This is a genomic window from Modestobacter sp. VKM Ac-2986 (genome assembly GCF_026967795.1).
Classification (GTDB): Bacteria; Actinomycetota; Actinomycetes; order Mycobacteriales; family Geodermatophilaceae; genus Modestobacter.
This window is the reverse complement of sequence record NZ_JAPVBH010000001.1, coordinates 485028-502839: the sequence shown is the minus strand read 5'-3', so window position 1 is coordinate 502839 and position 17812 is coordinate 485028. Positions and strand designations below refer to the sequence as shown.

Annotated in this window: 19 protein-coding genes and 1 riboswitch; of the genes, 7 read left to right on the top strand and 12 right to left on the bottom strand. The window is 75.5% G+C overall.

What is annotated here, in order from left to right; translation table 11 throughout:
* Positions 1–5: 5 nt before the first annotated feature.
* Together O2W14_RS02385 and O2W14_RS02380 are read right to left on the bottom strand one after the other, a co-directional pair.
* A complete protein-coding gene (locus tag O2W14_RS02385; RefSeq protein WP_269174491.1) occupies positions 6–353 on the bottom strand; it encodes a DUF3817 domain-containing protein in 348 nt (115 codons plus the stop codon).
* Positions 354–474: 121 nt separating this feature from the next.
* Positions 475–1695, bottom strand: coding sequence for a C40 family peptidase (locus O2W14_RS02380; RefSeq protein WP_269174490.1), 1221 nt, complete (start codon positions 1693–1695; stop codon positions 475–477).
* A 16-nt stretch (positions 1696–1711) separates the two neighbouring features.
* Positions 1712–1882, bottom strand: a riboswitch (cyclic di-AMP (ydaO/yuaA leader).
* Between the two features lie 152 nt (positions 1883–2034).
* On the opposite strand from O2W14_RS02380, the gene O2W14_RS02375 reads away from it, so the two are divergent.
* From O2W14_RS02375 to O2W14_RS02365, 3 genes are read left to right on the top strand one after another with little or no spacing between them, the layout of a single operon-like run.
* Entirely contained in the window at positions 2035–2565 is a 531-nt protein-coding gene (locus O2W14_RS02375) for a hypothetical protein (protein ID WP_269174489.1), read from the top strand.
* A gap of 8 nt (positions 2566–2573) precedes the next feature.
* Positions 2574–3032, top strand: a complete 459-nt coding sequence (locus tag O2W14_RS02370) for a GNAT family N-acetyltransferase (RefSeq protein WP_269174488.1) — start codon at positions 2574–2576, stop codon at positions 3030–3032.
* Positions 3033–3080: 48 nt separating this feature from the next.
* On the top strand, positions 3081–3917 hold the full coding sequence (locus tag O2W14_RS02365; protein ID WP_269174487.1) for a YhjD/YihY/BrkB family envelope integrity protein: 837 nt from the start codon (positions 3081–3083) through the stop codon (positions 3915–3917).
* Here O2W14_RS02365 and O2W14_RS02360 read toward each other — a convergent pair.
* From O2W14_RS02360 to O2W14_RS02350, 3 genes are read right to left on the bottom strand one after another with little or no spacing between them, the layout of a single operon-like run.
* On the bottom strand, positions 3907–4761 hold the full coding sequence (locus tag O2W14_RS02360; protein ID WP_269174486.1) for a PPK2 family polyphosphate kinase: 855 nt from the start codon (positions 4759–4761) through the stop codon (positions 3907–3909). The genes O2W14_RS02365 and O2W14_RS02360 overlap by 11 nt on opposite strands.
* A gap of 10 nt (positions 4762–4771) precedes the next feature.
* Entirely contained in the window at positions 4772–5137 is a 366-nt protein-coding gene (locus tag O2W14_RS02355; RefSeq protein WP_269174485.1) for a YrdB family protein, read from the bottom strand.
* Positions 5138–5145: 8 nt separating this feature from the next.
* Positions 5146–7212 carry a HelD family protein gene (locus tag O2W14_RS02350; protein ID WP_269174484.1) on the bottom strand — a complete coding sequence of 689 codons (2067 nt, stop codon included), beginning with the start codon at positions 7210–7212 and terminating at the stop codon, positions 5146–5148.
* 166 nt (positions 7213–7378) lie between these two features.
* Here O2W14_RS02350 and O2W14_RS02345 point away from each other — a divergent pair, with 166 nt between their 5' ends.
* On the top strand, positions 7379–8110 hold the full coding sequence (locus tag O2W14_RS02345; RefSeq protein ID WP_269174483.1) for a YsnF/AvaK domain-containing protein: 732 nt from the start codon (positions 7379–7381) through the stop codon (positions 8108–8110).
* A 56-nt stretch (positions 8111–8166) separates the two neighbouring features.
* Here the strand turns inward: O2W14_RS02345 and O2W14_RS02340 are convergent, their stop codons facing one another.
* The 6 genes from O2W14_RS02340 to O2W14_RS02315 all read right to left on the bottom strand — a co-directional run bounded on the left by O2W14_RS02340 (position 8167) and on the right by O2W14_RS02315 (position 15046).
* Complete coding sequence (locus O2W14_RS02340) at positions 8167–9183, bottom strand: SDR family oxidoreductase (protein WP_269174482.1); 1017 nt, start codon at positions 9181–9183, stop codon at positions 8167–8169.
* A gap of 94 nt (positions 9184–9277) precedes the next feature.
* Positions 9278–9958, bottom strand: a complete 681-nt coding sequence (locus O2W14_RS02335; protein WP_269174481.1) for an alpha/beta hydrolase — start codon at positions 9956–9958, stop codon at positions 9278–9280.
* Positions 9959–10019: 61 nt separating this feature from the next.
* Entirely contained in the window at positions 10020–10646 is a 627-nt protein-coding gene (locus O2W14_RS02330; RefSeq protein WP_269174480.1) for an acVLRF1 family peptidyl-tRNA hydrolase, read from the bottom strand.
* A 32-nt stretch (positions 10647–10678) separates the two neighbouring features.
* Positions 10679–11932 carry an alpha/beta fold hydrolase gene (locus tag O2W14_RS02325; protein WP_269174479.1) on the bottom strand — a complete coding sequence of 418 codons (1254 nt, stop codon included), beginning with the start codon at positions 11930–11932 and terminating at the stop codon, positions 10679–10681.
* On the bottom strand, positions 11929–13143 hold the full coding sequence (locus O2W14_RS02320) for an MFS transporter (RefSeq protein WP_269174478.1): 1215 nt from the start codon (positions 13141–13143) through the stop codon (positions 11929–11931). The genes O2W14_RS02325 and O2W14_RS02320 overlap by 4 nt, the downstream gene beginning before the upstream one ends.
* 97 nt (positions 13144–13240) lie before the next feature.
* Positions 13241–15046 (bottom strand): phosphoenolpyruvate carboxykinase (GTP), encoded by a 1806-nt coding sequence (locus tag O2W14_RS02315; protein WP_269174477.1) that lies wholly within the window; start codon positions 15044–15046, stop codon positions 13241–13243.
* A gap of 180 nt (positions 15047–15226) precedes the next feature.
* Here O2W14_RS02315 and O2W14_RS02310 point away from each other — a divergent pair, with 180 nt between their 5' ends.
* Positions 15227–16396, top strand: a complete 1170-nt coding sequence (locus O2W14_RS02310; protein WP_269174476.1) for an NADH:flavin oxidoreductase/NADH oxidase — start codon at positions 15227–15229, stop codon at positions 16394–16396.
* 58 nt (positions 16397–16454) lie between these two features.
* On the opposite strand, the gene O2W14_RS02305 is transcribed toward O2W14_RS02310, so the two are convergent.
* Positions 16455–16946: an SRPBCC domain-containing protein gene (locus O2W14_RS02305; RefSeq protein ID WP_269174475.1), complete on the bottom strand. Its 492-nt coding sequence runs from the start codon at positions 16944–16946 to the stop codon at positions 16455–16457.
* An 81-nt stretch (positions 16947–17027) separates the two neighbouring features.
* On the opposite strand from O2W14_RS02305, the gene O2W14_RS02300 reads away from it, so the two are divergent.
* Both O2W14_RS02300 and O2W14_RS02295 read left to right on the top strand, forming a co-directional pair.
* Positions 17028–17264, top strand: a complete 237-nt coding sequence (locus O2W14_RS02300) for a hypothetical protein (RefSeq protein WP_269174474.1) — start codon at positions 17028–17030, stop codon at positions 17262–17264.
* 105 nt (positions 17265–17369) lie between these two features.
* Complete coding sequence (locus O2W14_RS02295) at positions 17370–17612, top strand: acyl carrier protein (RefSeq protein WP_269174473.1); 243 nt, start codon at positions 17370–17372, stop codon at positions 17610–17612.
* Positions 17613–17812 lie beyond the last annotated feature (200 nt).

Below are 17812 nucleotides of genomic sequence, written 5' to 3'. Positions count from 1 at the left end.
GGAGGCTAGCCAGCCGAGGGGGTCCGGGTCTCCTGCGCGGGCAGCCGGCCGGTGCGCTGCGCCCAGCGCTCGAACCAGACGGTGCACAGCGGCGGCACCGAGGCCGCCAGCGCCAGGACGGCGGTCTGCGGCGTCCAGCGGAGCACCCGCCAGGCCAGCAGGGCGACCGCGACGTAGACGACGAACACCGCGCCGTGCACCGGCCCGGCCAGCTGGACGCCGACCTCGGAGGTCTTGAGCACCCACTTCACGAACATCCCGGCCAGCAGGAGCACCCAGGTCACCGCCTCGGCGACGGCGACGACGCGGAACACGCGGGCGACGGTGCGCGGATCGGTCAGTGCGGCGGGCACGGGACTCCTCGGGTCGTGCGGTCGGTGGTGCCCATCCTGCCCGGGTTCCCTGTGCGCCCCGGACGCACCGGTGCCCCGGTCGCCGAGAGGCGGCCGGGGCACCGGGGTCGTGCTGGCTGCGTCAGCCGACGCGGCGCATGGCGGTGATGGCGCCCACCGCGTCGATGGGGGCGACCTTGACCACGTCACCGGACGTCGGGGCGTGGACCATCTGGCCGTTCCCGATGTAGATGCCGATGTGGTACACGGGGCTGCCGAAGGCGATCAGGTCGCCGGGCTGCAGGTCGCCGCGGGAGACCGCGCGACCGGACGCCGCCTGCTGGCTGCTGCTGCGCGGGAGGCTGACCCCGGCGGCGGCGTAGGCGTACTTGACCAGCCCGGAGCAGTCGAAGGAGCCCGGGCCGTTGCCGCCCCACACGTAGGGCTTGCCACGCTGGGCCATCGCGGTGGCGACGGCAGCCTGGCCGGAACCACTGCCACCACCGGCCGGCGCGGCGGCCGCGACCGGTGCCGGGGCAGCAGCGGCGGCCGCGGGTGCGGACGCGGCGGCGGGCGCCGGGGCGGCGGCGGACCGGGTGGCGCGGGAGGCAGCCGGCGCCCGGCGCTCGGCCGGCGCGCTGGAGGTCGCAGCAGCAGCAGCCTGCTCGGCGGCAGCGGCCTCGGCGGCGGCCTGCTGGGCGCGGGCGGCCGCGGCAGCGGCGGCGGCCTGCTCCTCGGCGAGCCGGCGGGCCCGCTCCTGCTCCTCGGCGGTCAGCCGCTCGAAGTCGGCCTTGTAGGCGGCGATCTGCGCCTCGAGGTCGGCCTGCTTGCGGGCCACCTCCTCGACCTGCGCCTGCGCGGCGACGGCCGCGGCGTCGGCGGCGGCCTTGGCCTGGGCGGCGGTCTGGGTGGCCTGCTGGGCCGCCCCGAGGACCTCGTTGTTGTGGTCGGCGATGGTGTCCAGCGTGCCGACGCGGTCGATCATCTCGTCGGCGGAGGAGCTGGTCAGCATGGCCTGCAGGGTGTCCAGCCGGTCGCCGGTGTAGGCGCTGCGGGCCACCTCGGTGACCTTGTCCTGCGCGGTGCCCACCGCGGCGTCGGCCTGGACGACGGCGGCGGCGGCCTGTGCGGCGGCCTGCTGCTGCGCGGCCAGCGCGTCGGTGGCCTGGTGGACCTTCTCGGTGACGACCTCGAGGTCGTTGCCCCGGGCGGCGACGAGGGCCGCGGCCTCCTGGGAGGTGGTGGGCGTTTCAGGTGCGGCCCACGCGGGAAGGGAGGTGAGGGAGACGACACCGGCAGCGGCCAGCGAGATCAGGACGGCGGCCGTGGAACGGCGGCGGGCAGAGCTGAGCGAACTCGCCATGTGAGGCGGGTTTTTCCTTTCTTCCACTGGCCGCCTACCGAGTTAGCTGACGGGTTCGGGCGGGAAGACGCCCGGCACCACACGGCCCGTACGGGTCGCGCGGAGCTTCACCCCAGTGCTGCGGTGGGTCCCCGGTCCACTGGCCCGCAGTGCTGCACGGGCCGCTGTGGTTCGGCGGCGGTCCAGGCGGTCGCTCCCCGGGAGGGGGCTGAGGTGCCCGTCCGGACCGTCGCCCACCGTAAGCGTGTGACGAGGAGATGACAAACGGTCGGACGCAATTTGTGGAGAAACTCCTGGCGTGTGCTGGGACACGCTCACCGAGCGTGACAGGCTCGCCGGGTGCACGGCCTGGGACGGCGGGAGTTCTGCCTCGTGCTGCTGCGCCGGATGGCCGACTCGCGACCTGACCTGGTCCTCGACGCGCTCCCCCGGCTGTCCGCGGACCGCGCGCAGGCCCGTGAGGCGCACCGCCGCTGGCAGGCCCTGCGGCACTCGTCCCCCGGCGTGTCGTGGCACAGCGCCGTCCTGGGTCCGCCCGAGGAGTGTGAGGAGCGCCGCTACGGCGACGTGCCCCTCGCGGTGCGCCGGTGGCCGCTGCCGCTGTGGCCGCACCTGCGCTGGGAGGTGGTCTCGGTGGACCGGGGCCCGGTCCTGACCGAGCAGCTGGTCCGCGCCGCCGGCTCCCCGGTGCCCGCCGCCACCCCGGACGGACTGCGGGTCTGGGAGCACGTGGTCGGGGACGTGGCCGTGCTGCCCGGCGCGCAGGGCGTCGACCCCGGCGTCACCTCCCGCTGGGAGGTGCACCTGCCCGGGCTGCGGGCGCAGTTCGTCTGGGGGCTGCTGCAGCAGGTGCAGCCCCGCCCGCGATGATCGGTGCCGTGCCGAGCCTCTCCCCCGCCGCCTGGGACGACCCGGTCGTCCAGCAGCTGACCACCGCCCAGCAGGACGAACTGCGCACCCGGTACGAGGGCAAGGGCGAGCCGGGCGTCCCCCCGTCGGCCGACGACGTCGCCGTCGTCCTGGTCGTCCGGGACGACGACGGGACGCCGGTCGGCTGCGGCGCGCTGCGGGCGCTGGAGCCCGGCGCGGCGGAGGTGAAGCGGATGTACGTCGTCCCGGCCGCCCGGGGCCGGGGGATCTCCCGGCTGGTCCTGTCCGGGCTGGAGGCCGAGGCGCTGTCCCGCGGCTGGACCACGCTGCGGCTGGAGACCGGGCCCCGCCAGCCGGAGGCGATCGGGCTGTACACCGCGGCCGGGTACTCCCCGGTCGGCGCCTTCGGTCACTACCTCGGCGAGGACGCCGTGGGCTCGCTGTTCTTCGCCCGGTCCCTGACCTGAGGCGACCCCGACCGGGCGCGATCGGGCCGGACCTGATCACATGAGCGGGTGCAGGTGGCGAAGGAGGCGCGCGGCCTGCTGGTGACGATGCGGGACCGGCTGCGGGGCCGGGACACCGCGCTGATCGCCGCCGGGCTGACCTTCTACGCCGGGATCGCCGTCGTCCCGGCGCTCGTCCTCTCGCTCGGCCTGACCAGCTGGGTCGCCGGCGCCGACCAGGTGCGCACCCTCACCGGGCAGCTGGCGTCGGTCCTGCCGGCCGAGCTGGGCGCCCCGACCGCGGTGGCCCGGCTCGCCGAGGCCGGCACCGGGCTGAGCCTGCTCGGTGCGGTGCTCACGCTGCTGCCCATCTCCCTCTACGGCGAGGGGGTGCGCCGGGCGCTGCTGCGCTTCAGCCCGGCGCACGACCGGTTCACCGCCTGGCGCGGCCGGCTGGCGTCGCTGCCGCTGCTGGTGCTCGCACCGCTGCTGCTGTACCCGCTGCTGCTCGTCGCGCGGCTGCTGGCCCGGCTCGCCGACACACCGGGGTTCAGTGCGTCCCTCGGCGGGTTCGCGGCCGGCTACTACTCGGTGCTGTTCGCCCTCACCCTGCCGCTGGTGTGGGTGTTCCGGGTGGTCGCGGCCGGGCGGCTGCGGTGGCGGGCGGTCGTGGTCGGCGCGCTGTTCACCGCCGGCTCGCTGTCGGGCTTCCTGCAGGGCTTCGTGCTGTTCCTGGCCCTGCCGCTGGACCTGGGCGCACCGTTCGGCGGGCTCACGGTCGTCGGCGGGGTGGTCGCCGTCGGCTTCTGGCTGTTCCTGCTGCAGTTCGTGCTGATCGGCGGGTGGCTGTTCACCGAGGCGATCGACGAGCGGCTGCGCCGGGGAGCGCCCGCGCTCAGTCGCTGAGCGGGTGCTCCTCGATCAGCCGGTCGCGCTGCTCGGCGACGTCGTAGCCGGGCTCGGGCAGCCGCGGGTCCAGGTCGGTGAGGGTGTCCAGCAGCAGCCGGCCCACGGCCCAGTTGCGGTACCACTTTCGGTCGGCCGGCACGACGTACCAGGGCGCGGCGTCGGTGCTGGTGCGCTCCAGGACCGTCTCGTACGCGCGCTGGTAGTCCGACCACAGGGCGCGGTCGTCGAGGTCGGCGGGGTCGAACTTCCAGCGCTTGGCCGAGTCGTCGAGCCGGGCGAGCAGTCGCTGCTTCTGCTCCCACGGGGAGATGTGCAGCAGCACCTTGACCAGGGTCACGCCGTCGTCGACGAGGTGCTGCTCGAACCGCACGATCTCCCGGTACCGCCGCTCGATCACCGGCGGCGGGGCCAGCTGCCGGACCCGGCCGGCCAGCACGTCCTCGTAGTGCGAGCGGTCGAACACGCCGAGCAGACCGGGCCGGGGGACGGCGCGCCGCACGCGCCAGAGGAACCCGTGCCGCAGCTCCTCCGGCGTCGGCCGACCGAACCCGGTGACCGCCACGCCCTGCGGCTGGACCGCGCCCACGACGTGCCGGACGACGCCGCCCTTGCCGCTGGTGTCCATGCCCTGCAGGACGAGCAGCACCCGCCGCTGCCCGCCGGTGACGCCCTCGGCGTAGAGCCGCTCCTGCAGCTCCGCCAGCCGGCGTCCCTCGGCGGCGGCCACCTCCCGGGTGTGCTCCTTGTCCCCGGGCACCAGCGGGGTCGACCGCGGGTCGATCTCGCGCAGCCGGACCGGGGCCGCAGGAGCACGCAGCGTCTCGCGCAGGGAGGGGGCCATGCCCGCCAGCCTAGGGACGCCGGTCCCGCGCGGCGTGCACCGAGGGGAGCACGGCCGCCGCCAGCAGCTGCACCACCACCAGCCCGCCGAACAGGGCTCCGGCCTGCGGGGAGCCCTGCCGGCCGAGCAGCACCGCGGCACCACCGAGCACGAGCAGCTGGACGGCCAGCCGGCGGCCCGGCGAGGCGCGGTCGGCCCGGGGTGCCGCGAACCGGGCCCACAGCACGCCCGCGGCCACCGGCAGCGCCACGGCCAGCACGACGCCGGGCAGCGCGCCGCCGCCCAGCCGGTACCCGCCCCAGGCCAGGACCCCGACCGCGACCAGCTCCAGGACGAACGCCAACACCGCGACGGCCCAGGCCGCTCCGGTCCGCACGGGCTCGCTCAGCCGGCGAGCTGGTCGGGCAGCGGCTCGCGGTGGAGGACGACGAGGCTGCTCACCGCCCGGGTGAGGACGACGTAGAGCCGGTGCAGCCCGCGCGGCTCGGCGGCCACGATCGCGGCGGGCTCGACCACCACCACGTGGTCGAACTCCAGGCCCTTGACCAGCGTCGCCGGCACCACCGCGACCCGGGCCGGCTCCGACCCGTCGTCGGACAGCGCGGCGACGTCCAGCCCGGCCGCGGTCAGCATCGCCACCAGCTCGGGCACCGCGGCGTCCGCGCAGACCACACCGGTCGAGCCCTCCGTCGCCGCCAGCTCCGCCACCACCGCGGCCAGCGGCCCGGCCAGCGTGCCGACCGGGCGCAGCTGCAGCGCGCCGGGGTCCCGGCGGACGGCGGTCGCCGCGCCCAGCCCCGGCGCGATCGTCGGCAGCAGCCGGTTGGCGAGGTCGAGCACCTCCCCGGGCACCCGGTAGCCGCGGGTCAGCGGGCGCACCGAGGTCCCCGGACGGCCCAGGGCGGCCAGCGTCTGCGCCCAGTCCTGCGCCGACCAGGGACTGGTGGCCTGGGCCAGGTCACCGAGCACCGTCAGCGACCCCGCGCCCAGCCGGCGGGCGACCGCGCGGCACTCCATCGGGGAGAGGTCCTGGGCCTCGTCGACCACCACGTGCCCGTAGCCCGGCGTCCGCTCCAGCATCCCGGCGACCTCGTCGACCAGCACCGCGTCGGCGAGGGTCCACCGCGCGCTCCTGACCGACCGGGGCAGCACCGGCCACCGCAGCAGCGCCTGCTCCTCCTCGGTGAGCACCCCGCGGGCGGCCCGGGCCAGCGCCTCGGGGTCGGTGAACAGCGACGCGACCAGCCCGGCGGCGTCCACGGCGGGCCAGACGGCGTCACAGAAGGCGCGGACCTCGGCGCTGCGGGCGGTGCGGCGGGTCTCGGCGTCGGTGGGGCTGCCCCCGCCGGCCTCCTTGAGCCGGCGCGCGTACTCGGCCAGCGACATCGCCAGCCGTTCCCGGCCCGCGGCGTAGTGCACCAGCTGGGCCTCGTCGACGCCGCTGGTGCCGGCCCGGCGCAGGTCGTCGACGAAGCGCTTGAGCCGCTCCTCACCGATCCGGTACTTCTTGCCGGACAGGCTGACCTGCACCGAGTCCACCGGCTTGCTGATCCCGCCCCACAGCGCCCGGCGCAGCACCTCGGCCATCCGCGGGTCGCCCTTGAGGACGGCGACGTCGGGTGCGTCCTGCGCGCGGACGGTGACCCGGGCGGTCAGGTCGGCGACGGTGGCCTGGTCGACCTCCACCTCCCCGAGTGCGGGGAGCACCTGCTCGATGTAGCGCAGGAACGCCTTGTTCGGGCCGACGACGAGCACGCCGGTGCGGGCCAGTTGGTCGCCGTGCGTGTAGAGCAGGTACGCCGCCCGGTGCAGGCCGACGGCGGTCTTGCCGGTGCCCGGCGCCCCCTGCACGCAGATCGACTCGGTCAGCGGCGCCCGGACGATGTCGTCCTGGTCGGGCTGGATGGTGGCGACGATGTCGCGCATCGGGCCGCTGCGGGGCCGCTCGATCTCCGCCCGCAGGAGCTGTCCCCCACCGCCGTCGTCCTCGCCCTCGGCCAGCCGCTCGTCCTCGTAGCTGGTGAGCTCGCCGGCGGCGAAGCCGAACCGGCGACGGCGGGCCACGCCCTGGGGGTCGGCGGCGCTGGCCTGGTAGAACGGCCGGCTCATCGGCGCCCGCCAGTCGATGACCACCGGGTCGCCGGCGTCGTCCCGGACGTGCCGACGGCCGATGTGGAAGGTCTCCGGCGCCCCGTCCGGCCCGGCCTCGGCGGTGCCGTCGGTGCGGCCGAAGAAGACCGGCACGCCGGGGTCGGCGGCCAGGGAGAGCAGCCGCTGGGCGCGGGCGGCACCGAGGCGCTCGGAGGCCCAGGCGTCGACGCCGGCGTCGGTCACCGAGACCGCCGCGGTGCGCATCTGGCCCAGGCAGACGGCCGCGCGGGCCAGGTGCGCGCGCTCGGCGGCGAGGACGGGGTCGGGGACGGTGGTCTCGGGTGCGGCGGGAGGAGACACGGTCGGAGGACGCTACGCGGCCCCACCCCGTCGCTCAACCGACATCTGCCCGACGCGCGGTCCGATGTGTAGACGGGGCGATTCCGGATCAATCACAGGCATGGCCAGTGACCCGACTCCGCCCCCAGTCATCGGGGCCACCGCAGACGACCGGAACGGACGGCCGGTGGGCACGATCACCACGGTCTTCCTCGACGACGTGACCGGTCAGCCCACGTGGGTGGGTCTGACCAGCGGTCAGCACGCTGCCCCGCAGAGCGACGAGGTGCCGGTGATCGCGCCGGTGACGGGCAGCGAGCTGTCCGACGGGCGGCTGCGGCTGACCGTCTCGGCCGACGCGGTGCAGTCCGCGCCCCGGATCGCCCAGCCCGACCGGCTCACCCCGGCCGAGGAGACGATGCTGCGGGAGCACTACCGCGGCACGTCGACCCAGGGCACGTCCGCCGGGCTGGTCGACGACCACGCGGCCCACGACCTCCCGCGCACCGCCGTCGGCACGCTCGACGACACCGGCATGACCCTGTCGGAGGAGCAGATCCGGGTCGACACGGTCGTGGAGCCGTGGACCCGGGCGGTGCTGCGCATCGAGGAGTTCACCGAGGAGGTCATGGTCCCGGTGACCGTGACCCGGCAGCGCGCCCGGATCGACCACCTCCCGATCACCGCGCACACCGGGGGCACGACCGGCGGCCTGCCCGACGGCGACGTCCGCAGCAGCGACCGGTCGACGAGCACCAGCGGCTGGGTGACGCTCTACACCGAGGAGCCCCAGGTCACGATGCAGCGCGTGCCGGTCGAGCGGGTGCGCCTGGCCACGTCCTGGGTCACCGAGGACTCCGTCGTGACCGACCAGGTGCGCCGCGAGCACGTCGAACTGACCACCTCCGACACCGTCTGAACCGAGGCGGGCCGCTCTGAGGCCCGGCGTCCACGCCGGGCCTCAGAGCCGGTGGGTCAGCGGCGGAGCAGACGCGGCGACAGCAGCCCCAGCACCGTCGTGGCCGCCCCGACCGTCACCGCACGCACCGGGTGCAGCGTCGCGGCGACCGTCCAACTGCCCTTCCGGTGCCAGCCCACGTGGGAGCCGCGCTCCTGCCCGCCGTACCCGGCGTGCCAGAGGGCGCTGTCGGCGCGCGGGACGGCCTCCCTGTTCGGGTCGAGCTGGGTCGGCCACATGTACCAGGACATGATCCAGTCGACCGTCCGCGGGACCAGGGCACCGGCGAGCTGCACGGCCTTGGCCTGCGCGCCGACGTAGACGTCGCGGACCGGCTGCGCAGCCGCCCCCAAGATCGCCTCGGCCACCGCCTCCGGCGGGTAGATCATCCCGCGGTGCGCCGGCTGAGCCTCGGTGTAGGCCTGCGCGTGCTCGTTGTACGGGGTGTCGATGCGGCCCGGGTGGACGAGCGTGACCGAGATCGGGTCCCCCTCGTGCCGCAGCTCCACCCGCAGCGCATCGGTGAAGCCGTGCACCGCGTGCTTCGCGCTGGCGTAGGTCGACTGGATCGGGGTGGAGCGGTCGCCGAACAGGCTGCCGACGTTGACGATCGCACCGGCCTCCCCGCGGGCCCGGTAGTGCTCGACCGCCTGGAGGCAGCCGTACACGACGCCCCAGTAGACGGTGTCGAAGACCCGGTGCATGTCCTCGATCGAGACCTCCGGGATCTCCCCGAAGATCGAGACGCCGGCGTTGTTCACCCAGGTGTCGAACCGGCCGAACTCGGCGATCGCGGCGGCGGCGATCCGGGCGACGTCCTCCTGCCTGCCGACGTCGGCGACCACGGCCACCGCCCGCCCACCCTGGCCACGGACCTCCGCGACCAGCTGGGTGAGGGCGTCGGCGTTGCGGGCGGCCACGACGACCGCAGCGCCACGCTGGGCGGCCATGCGGGCGGTGACCAGCCCGATGCCGCTGGAGGCACCGGTGATCACCACGACCTGCTGGTCGATCGGACGGAGGGGGACGGACACGGGCAGCTCCTGAGGACGCGCCGGCCGGGCCGGCAGCGGGGCGCCTGTGCTGAGCACCGTCCACTGGCTGCCCCGGACCACCGTGGGCGACACCTCAGCCGGCGGCGCGTCCGCCCGACCACCAGTCCAGCGCCGTGGTGACCAGCTCCGGGGTGACCACGTGGCCGCCGTCGAACGGGTGCCAGCGGACGTCGTAGCCGTCGTCCCGCAGCTGTGCCGCGACCCGGCGTCCGCAGCGGTCGATCGGGAGCACGCGGTCGTCGGTGCCGTGGCCGATCCAGAAGTGCGGCCGCCCGAACCGGCCCGGGGCCGCGACGAAACCCGGGGAGAAGGCCAGCACGGCGTCGGCCAGGTCGCCGTTGGCCACGCCGAGGCTGAGGGCGTACGAGGCGCCGTCGGAGAAGCCGCCGAGCGCCACCCGGCTCACCGCACAGCCGGCGAACACCGCGTCCAGCGCGGCGTCCAGGACGGCGACGTCCCGCCCCAGCCCGCCCGCGATGAGGTCCCAGGTGGCGGCGGCCGAGGTCGGCGCGAGCACCAGCGCCCCGCGGGCGGTGGCCAGGTCGCCGACGGCGGCCAGCGCGTCGGCGGCCGAGCCCCCGGCACCGTGCAGGAACACCAGCAGCGGGCGGGGCACCGGGTCGCCGGGCGGGACGGCCAGCAGCACCTCCGCCCCGAGGTCGAGCCGGGTCACCCCGGGCGGGGGCGGCGCCGCGGTGCGGACGTCGTGCGGGCGGCTGTCGAGGCGGCCGTCCGCCGCGCGGGAGGTGGACATGACCGCTCCCTACCCCGTTCCTGCAGTCCCAGCGGTGCGTTCTCGGCGCGGTGGGACTCCGCTACGGGCGGTCGGCGGGCTCGACGACGTGCACCCGGACGGCGCGGAACTGGTCCGGGGTCTCCAGCAGCACCGCCTTGGTGGGCTCGCCGACGTCCAGCGCGGGCAGCGGGGGCAGGGCCGCCAACGCGCGCAGCCGCGGGTCGCTGAGCACCTCGGCGACCATCCCCCGGTCCCCGCCGCAGGCCAGCCCCACGGCGGCCGCGGCGTGCGGCAGCAGCACCCGCGCGGCGGTGTCGACGGCGTGGCTGACCACGGCGTCGGCCTGGTTGCCCCGGCGTCGGGCGAACCGCTGCTGCGACTGGCCGCCGGCAGCCGTGCGGCCCTGCACCTGCCGGGCGTCGACCTTGGACACGACCAGCTCCGCCCCGTCGAACACCCCGACCGCCCACCGCCCGCGCCGGACCAGCAGGACCGCGGTGCGCCGGGGCGTCCGCGCGGCGGCGAGGAAGTCGGTGAGCGGGGCGGGGCCAGGTGTCCAGCCGTAGGGGGCGGTCAGCCGCACCGTCGTGGTGTCGGCGCAGGTCAACGCGAGCTCCGCGCCGTCCACCTGGACGTCGAAGGCCCCGTGCCGCTGCGCCACGCCGTCCAGCCACCGGTCCAGCCGCTCCGGGACGACGCCGAGCACCCGTCCTCCGCCGGGACCGGGCCGGGGACGGGTCACCGGCTGCGGATGGTCAGCAGCCGGTCGAGGACGTCGCCGGTGCGCAGCCCGTCGTGCTCGAACTCGTTGGTGACCCAGGCGCGCACGTTGCCCACCGCCTCCGCGGTCTCCAGCGACAGCCCGGCGTCGACGTACATGTCGTCGAGGTAGACCGCCGCGTCGACCGGGACGTCGTTGGCCGCCAGCCGCACCGGGTCGTAGAGGGCGGGGAACTCCTCGACCTCGGCGAGCGCCCGGGCCGCCGGGCCGAACGCCCGCAGCGACGCGATCTCCTCGAACATCCAGGGGAACACCATCTCGCCGGTGAACGGCAGCGGCCGGACCGAGGGGTCGAACGCGACCGGGCGCTCGGCCTCCGCGGCCCAGCCGGTCGCGCCCGGCCCGCCGGCGTAGATGACCTCCTGCAGCGTCATGTACAGCGGGTTGTCCCAGTAGGAGGTGCGCCGGGCGACCTCGTCGAGGAAGCCGTCGGCGAGCTCCCCGTCCTCGTCGAGGGCCTCGTCGACCAGCCAGTGCAGCTCCTCCGGCCCGGACTGCGTGCCGAGGGCGTGACCGAGGGTCTGCAGGCGCCGCACGGTCAGCCGGTCGCCGTCGGGCAGCAGCACCGGGGCGGCGTCCAGCCGGTCGGCCACCGCGGCGAGCCGCGCGGCGTCGGCGGGGTACCGCTCGTGGAACCGCCGGGTCTTCGCCGCCACCCGCGGCCAGGTGCGGCGGTAGACCTCCCGGGCGTCGGCGTGCAGGCCGGCCAGCCCACCGGTGACCAGACAGCGCTCCAGCCCCTCGGGCGCCTGCGACAGGTAGGTCAGCGTGACGAACCCGCCGTAGCTCTGGCCCAGCGTCGTCCAGCGGCGGCCGCCGTAGACCGTCGTCCGCAGGTGCTCGGCGTCGGCGACGACCGAGTCGGCACGGAAGGCCAGCAGGTGCCGGGCCGCGGCGGCGGGGTCGGGGAACCGGCTGATCGAGCGGCCGGTGACGCGGGAGCTGCGGCCGGTGCCGCGCTGGTCGAGCAGCACCATCCGGAAGTCGCGCAGCGCCCGGGCGACCCAGCCGCCACGGGTGGGCCGGGGCGACTTCCCGCCCGGGCCGCCCTGCAGGAACAGCAGCAGCGGCAGGTCGTCGTCCCGGCGGTCGGGGGCGACCAGCTCGCGGGCGAAGACGGTGGTCGTGCCGGCGTCGGGCTCCGACCAGTGCAGCGGCACCGTGACCTCGTGCTCCCGGACGACGGCGCCGGGGACCTCGTAGCCGGTCACCGGGCCAGCGCCGGGGTGGCGGCGTGCTCGGCCGGGACGTGCAGCACCTTCTGCCCCAGCCCGACGGCGACCGCGGCCACCCCGGCGGCGACCGTGGCGACGGCGAAGCTGGCGTTGGCGCCGACGGAGTCCACGGTCTGCCCGGCGGCCGAGGCGCCGACCGCGACGCCGAGGGCGAGGGCGGTGCCGATCCAGGTGAACGCCTCGGTCACCGCGGAGCGGGGCACCAGCACCTCGGCCAGGGTGAAGGCGCTGATCAGGGCCGGGGAGACGGCGATGCCGGCGATCACGACCAGCGGCAGCATCAGCCAGTAGCCGGTGGCGAACAGCAGCGGCACGGTCAGCACCGTCAGCGCGACCAGCACGCCGACCAGACGGTGCCGCAGCGGCACCTGCCAGTGCACCGTGCCCCAGGCGATGCCCGCGCCCATCGACCCCGCGGCCAGGCCGGCGATGAGCAGGCCGGACAGCGAGCGGTACCCGACCTCGTCGGCGAAGGCGACGAGGGAGATCTCCAGCGTGCCCAGGATGGCGCCGACCGCGGCACCGACGACGAACAGCACCCGCAGGCCCGGCACCCGCATCGCCGAGGCGCCGCTGCGGTGCTCGCGCTCGGTCGGGGGCGGGTCGGTGCGCCGCTGGGCGACGAACAGCAGGGTGCCGACAGCGGCCAGCGTGAAGGCGGTGACGACGCCGGAGGTCGTGTGCCCGGTGGTGGACAGGAAGGTGACCAGGACCGGGCCGACGATGAAGACGAACTCGTCGACGACGGACTCCATGGCCAGCGCGGTGGGCAGCCGGGGTGTGCCGCGCAGCAGGTGGGTCCAGCGCACCCGGATCATCGAGGAGACCGGCGGGAGGCTGGCCCCGGTGAGCGCCGCGGTGGCGAAGACCGTCCACAGCGGCCAGCCCTCCCGCACCGCGACGAGGAACCCGGCGCCCGACACCACGAAGACGGCCAGCACCGTCAGCAGCACCCGCCGCTGGCCGTTGGCGTCGGCCAGCCGGCCCACGACCGGACCGGAGATCGCCGCGGCGACGGCACCGGCCGCGGCGACCGCCCCGCCCAGCCCGTAGGACCCGGTCTCGGACTGCACCAGCAGCACGCTGCCCAGGCCCACCATCGACAGCGGCAGCCGGCCGATGAAGGCCGCCAGCACCATGGGCAGGGCGTGCGGCGTCCGCAGCACGTGCAGGTACGGGTTGGGCACGGGCGGACTGGCCTCCGTCAGCGGGATGGACGCCTCGTCACGCTAACCGAACGGACTGTGACCCGCGGGACGAACGGCGGCGGGGACGGCGCCCGTCTCACCCCGCTCCGAGGCGGCTGCGCAGCGTCTCGAGCTCGTCGGACATCACGCTGGGCAGCTTCTCGCCGAAGGTGGCGAACCACTCGGCGATCTGCGGGAGCTCGGCCCGCCACTCGTCGGCGTCCACGCGGAGCGCCTGCTGCACCTGCTCCCGGGTGAGGTCCAGCCCGGACACGTCGAGGGAGTCCGGGGTGGGCACATGCCCGATCGGGGTCTCCTCGGCCGCCGCGGTGCCCTCGAGGCGCTCGACGACCCACTTGAGCACCCGGCTGTTCTCCCCGAACCCCGGCCACAGGAAGCCGCCGTCGGCGTCCCGGCGGAACCAGTTGACGTAGAAGATGCGCGGCAGCCGGGCGGCGTCGTGCGCCTTGCCGGTCTCGACCCAGTGCCCCACGTAGTCGCCGGCGTGGTAGCCGATGAAGGGCAGCATCGCGAACGGGTCGCGGCGGACGACGCCGACGGCGCCGGTGGCCGCCGCCGTGGTCTCCGAGGACAGCGTGGCGCCCATGAAGACGCCGTGGTTCCAGTCCCGGGACTCGGTGACCAGCGGGACGGTGGTCTTGCGGCGGCCACCGAACAGGATCGCCGAGATCGGCACGCCCCGCGGGTCGTCGTACTCCGGCGCCAGCACCGGGCACTGGGTGATCGGGGTGCAGAACCGGCTGTTCGGGTGGCTGGACAGCTCGCCGGAGTCCGGCGTCCAGTCCCGGCCGCGCCAGTCGGTGAGGTGCGCCGGCGGCTCCTCGGTCATCCCCTCCCACCACACGTCGCCGTCGTCGGTGCGGGCCACGTTGGTGAAGACGGAGTTGCCGTGGGCGATGGTGCGCATCGCGTTCGGGTTGGTGTCCCAGCCGGTGCCCGGGGCCACGCCGAACAGGCCGTGCTCGGGGTTGAGGGCGTAGAGCCGGCCGTCCTCGCCGAAGCGCATCCAGGCGATGTCGTCGCCGAGGGTCTGCACCTCCCAGCCGGGGATCGTCGGCTCGAGCATGGCCAGGTTCGTCTTGCCGCAGGCGCTGGGGAAGGCTGCGGCCACGTAGTGGGTCCGGCCCTCCGGGTTGGTGAGCTTGAGGATCAGCATGTGCTCGGCCAGCCAGCCCTCGTCCCGGGCCATCACCGAGGCGATCCGCAGCGAGTAGCACTTCTTGCCCAGCAGGGCGTTGCCGCCGTACCCGGAGCCATAGGACCAGATGGCCCGCTCCTCGGGGAACTGGACGATGTACTTGGTGTCGCTGCAGGGCCACGGGACGTCGGCCTGCCCGGGCTCCAGCGGCGCGCCCAGGGAGTGCAGCGCCGGGACGAACCGGGCGTCGGTGCCCATCGCCTCCAGCACCCGGGTGCCGATGCGGGCCATCACGCGCATCGAGACCACCACGTACTCGGAGTCGGTGATCTCCACGCCGAACATCGGGTCGGCGGCCTCGACCGGGCCCATGCAGAACGGGATGACGTACATCGTCCGGCCACGCATGCAGCCGGAGTACAGCTCGGTCATCAGCGCCTTCATCTCGCCCGGGTCCCGCCAGTTGTTGGTGGGCCCGGCGTCGGCCTCGTCGACCGAGCAGATGAAGGTGCGGTCCTCGACCCGGGCGACGTCGCTGGGGTCGGAGTTGCAGGAGAACGAGTTCGGCGTGGCCGTCAGCCGGGTGAAGGTGCCGGCGTCGACGAGTCGGGTCGTGAGCCGGTCCCACTCCTCGTCGCTGCCGTCGACCCAGACCACCTGGTCCGGCGTGGTCAGCGCGGCGACCTCGGTGACCCAGGCGCGCAGCCGGGCGTGGGCGGTGGGGGCTTCGGTCAGGGCGGGCATCACGGCGTCTCCTGGGGGGCGGCAGCACGACTTGCACCGGCGGTGGTCCCCCGGCCGCCACGCTGCGGCCGGGGGATCGGGTCAATCTACCGACGAACGTGCATACGTCCAGGACGTCTTGTCGGATGTGACGCACATCGCCCGGGGAAGCCCGGCACCTGCCGGCCCGTTCACCCCGGCGTGACGACTCCCCAGCTGCTCCAGCCCCTGACCCTGCGCGGGGTGACCCTGCCCAACCGCCTGGCGGTCGCCCCGATGTGCCAGTACTGCGTCACCGACGGCGTCGTCGGCGACTACCACCTGGTGCACCTGGGCCGCTTCGCCCTCGGCGGGTTCGGGCTGGTGATGGTCGAGGCGACCGGGGTGACCGCCGACGGCCGGATCAGCCCCGGGGACGTCGGCCTGTGGGACGACGGACAGGTCCCCGGCCTGGCCCGCATCGCGGCCTTCCTGCGCGCGCACGGCAGCGTGCCGGCGATCCAGCTCGCCCACGCCGGCGGCAAGGCCAACACGCTGCGCCCCTGGGACGGCAACGGTCAGGTGACCGCCGAGAACGCCCGGCCCGGCGACGAGCCGTGGACGCCGGTGGCCGCCAGCGCCGTGCCGATGGGCGAGGGCTGGAGCGCGCCGCACCCGCTCACCGTCGAGGAGATGGCCGGCGTCCGCGAGGCGTTCGTCGCCGCCGCCCGGCGCGCGCTCACCGCCGGCTTCCAGGTCGCCGAGGTGCACGCCGCCCACGGCTACCTGCTCAACCAGTTCCTCTCCCCGCTCACCAACCGCCGGGACGACGAGTACGGCGGCTCGCGGGAGAACCGGATGCGCTTCCCGCTCGAGGTCGTGGCCGCCGTCCGCGCGGTGTGGCCCGAGGACCTGCCGCTGGTCGTGCGCGTCTCCGCCGTCGACGCCACGGCCGAGGGGACGACGCTGGCGGACACCATCGCCTTCGCCCGCGCGCTGAAGACGCTGGGCGTGGACGCGATCGACGTCTCCGGTGGCGGGATCGGCGGGGGCTGGGAGCACCCGCTCGGCTACGGCTACCAGGTGCCCTTCGCCGCGGCGATCCGCGAGCAGGCCGGCATCCCGACCATGGCCGTGGGCCTGGTCGTCGACCCGCAGCAGGCCGAGGCGGTCGTGGCCACCGGCCAGGCCGACCTGGTCGCCGTCGCCCGCGAGGCGCAGGACGACCCGAACTTCGCCGTCCACGCAGCCCGGGCGCTGACCGGCGGCTACGACACCTACCCGGTGCAGGCCGGCCCGCGGCTGGCCTCCCGCGAGCGGCTGATGGAGCGGCTCGGCCCGTGGACCGGGCCGGACCCGGTCCGGGTCGAGCAGCCCGCCGCCCAGGCCTGAGCCACCGGACCGACCGTCGGGCCGCGTTCCGGCGCGGCTCGACGGTCGGCGGGGCGGCTCAGCCCCGCCCGTAGGCCGGGCCGACCTCGGCGAGGAAGTCCTCCCAGGCCGGGGGCACCGGGCCTCCGGCGACCTCCGCGTCCAGCTTGTCCAGGTACCAGTGCCAGCCGAGTGCGTAGTCGACGACGTCGGTGCCCGGGGGGAAGAGCTGGGTGAACGTCAGCACCGCCTCGTCGCCCTCCTGGTCGAGGTCGAGATCCACCCGCCAGCCGCCCTCGGTGTCCCACTCGACCACCAGCCGGACCGGAGCGGCGCACGCGACGACCCGCAGCGGCTCACCCACCACCTGCTCCTCGTGGGTCATGGTGAAGGTGCCCGCGCCCCCCGGCTCCCGCACCCCGTCGTAGGTACCGATCCAGCGGGGCAGCCGGTCCGGCCCCGTGAGCGCGGCCCAGACGTCGGCGACCGGCAGCGGCCACCGGCGCCGGAACCGCAGCCGCACCCCCTCGGCCAGCTCGTCGACCTCACCCGTCCGCTCGTCGCCTGTCATCGCCGTCCTCCTGTGCCGGGTGCCCCAGCCTGGCCTCCGGCGGGGCGGTTCGCCAGGGCCCGGCGCGGGCAACGTCGGCCCATGACCGTCACCGACCCCGACACCCCGGACCCGCTGAACGACCCCCGCACCCTGCAGGCCGACCCCGGCGCGCTGGGCGAGGGCGAGGACCTCGCCTCCACGGAGGACGACGAGGTCTCGACCGGCGAGGACGAGCTGGCCAGCTCGCGCACCGAGGCCGACGAGGCCGGCGGCGGGGACGTCACCGGCGGGTTCGCCGGCGCGATCGGCGAGGCGCCGACCGCCGACCGGACCTGAGACGGACCGGTCCGTTTCCGCCCGGCGATCGGCGGGAACGTGACCGGGCACACGCGCCCGGAGGCCCAGCCCCGGCCCGGTGGGCGCCTGTCGTGAGGAGCACCCATGGCCACCGGTGAGACCGGCTTCGCCGACGTCACGTTCGACCTCATCTCCGTGCAGTACCACTCGCTCAAGGCCGGGCACGACTACGGCCAGTACGTCCGGGACGCCGAGAACGCCGGCCTGGACGACGTCGCCTCGTTCTTCCGCGAGGTGATGGAGCAGGACAGCCAGCGCGCGAAGCGGGCCCACGACCTGTTGCGCCAGCTGGCCGGCACCGAGGCCGGCGGCCCGGCCACGAGCTGACCCGCCTGCGGGAGGACACCTGGCAGGCCGGCGGCCCGGCCACGGGCTGACCCGCCTGCGGGAGGACACCCGGCGCACAGTCGAGGGCTGCCCCCACCTGGGGGCAGCCCTCGACTGCCTCCGGGTCCACTGCCTCCGGGTCCACTGCCCCCAGGTCCACTGCCCCCAGGTCCACTGCCCCCAGGTCCACTGCCCCCAGG

Coding starts and splice junctions, on each gene's coding strand:
- O2W14_RS02360 (WP_269174486.1), bottom strand. CDS start 4,761: ATGGCCCCCTCCCTGCGCGAGACGCTGCGTGCTCCTGCGGCCCCGGTC.
- O2W14_RS02305 (WP_269174475.1), bottom strand. CDS start 16,946: ATGACAGGCGACGAGCGGACGGGTGAGGTCGACGAGCTGGCCGAGGGG.
- O2W14_RS02295 (WP_269174473.1), top strand. CDS start 17,370: ATGGCCACCGGTGAGACCGGCTTCGCCGACGTCACGTTCGACCTCATC.
- O2W14_RS02315 (WP_269174477.1), bottom strand. CDS start 15,046: ATGCCCGCCCTGACCGAAGCCCCCACCGCCCACGCCCGGCTGCGCGCC.
- O2W14_RS02335 (WP_269174481.1), bottom strand. CDS start 9,958: ATGTCCACCTCCCGCGCGGCGGACGGCCGCCTCGACAGCCGCCCGCAC.
- O2W14_RS02380 (WP_269174490.1), bottom strand. CDS start 1,695: ATGGCGAGTTCGCTCAGCTCTGCCCGCCGCCGTTCCACGGCCGCCGTC.
- O2W14_RS02300 (WP_269174474.1), top strand. CDS start 17,028: ATGACCGTCACCGACCCCGACACCCCGGACCCGCTGAACGACCCCCGC.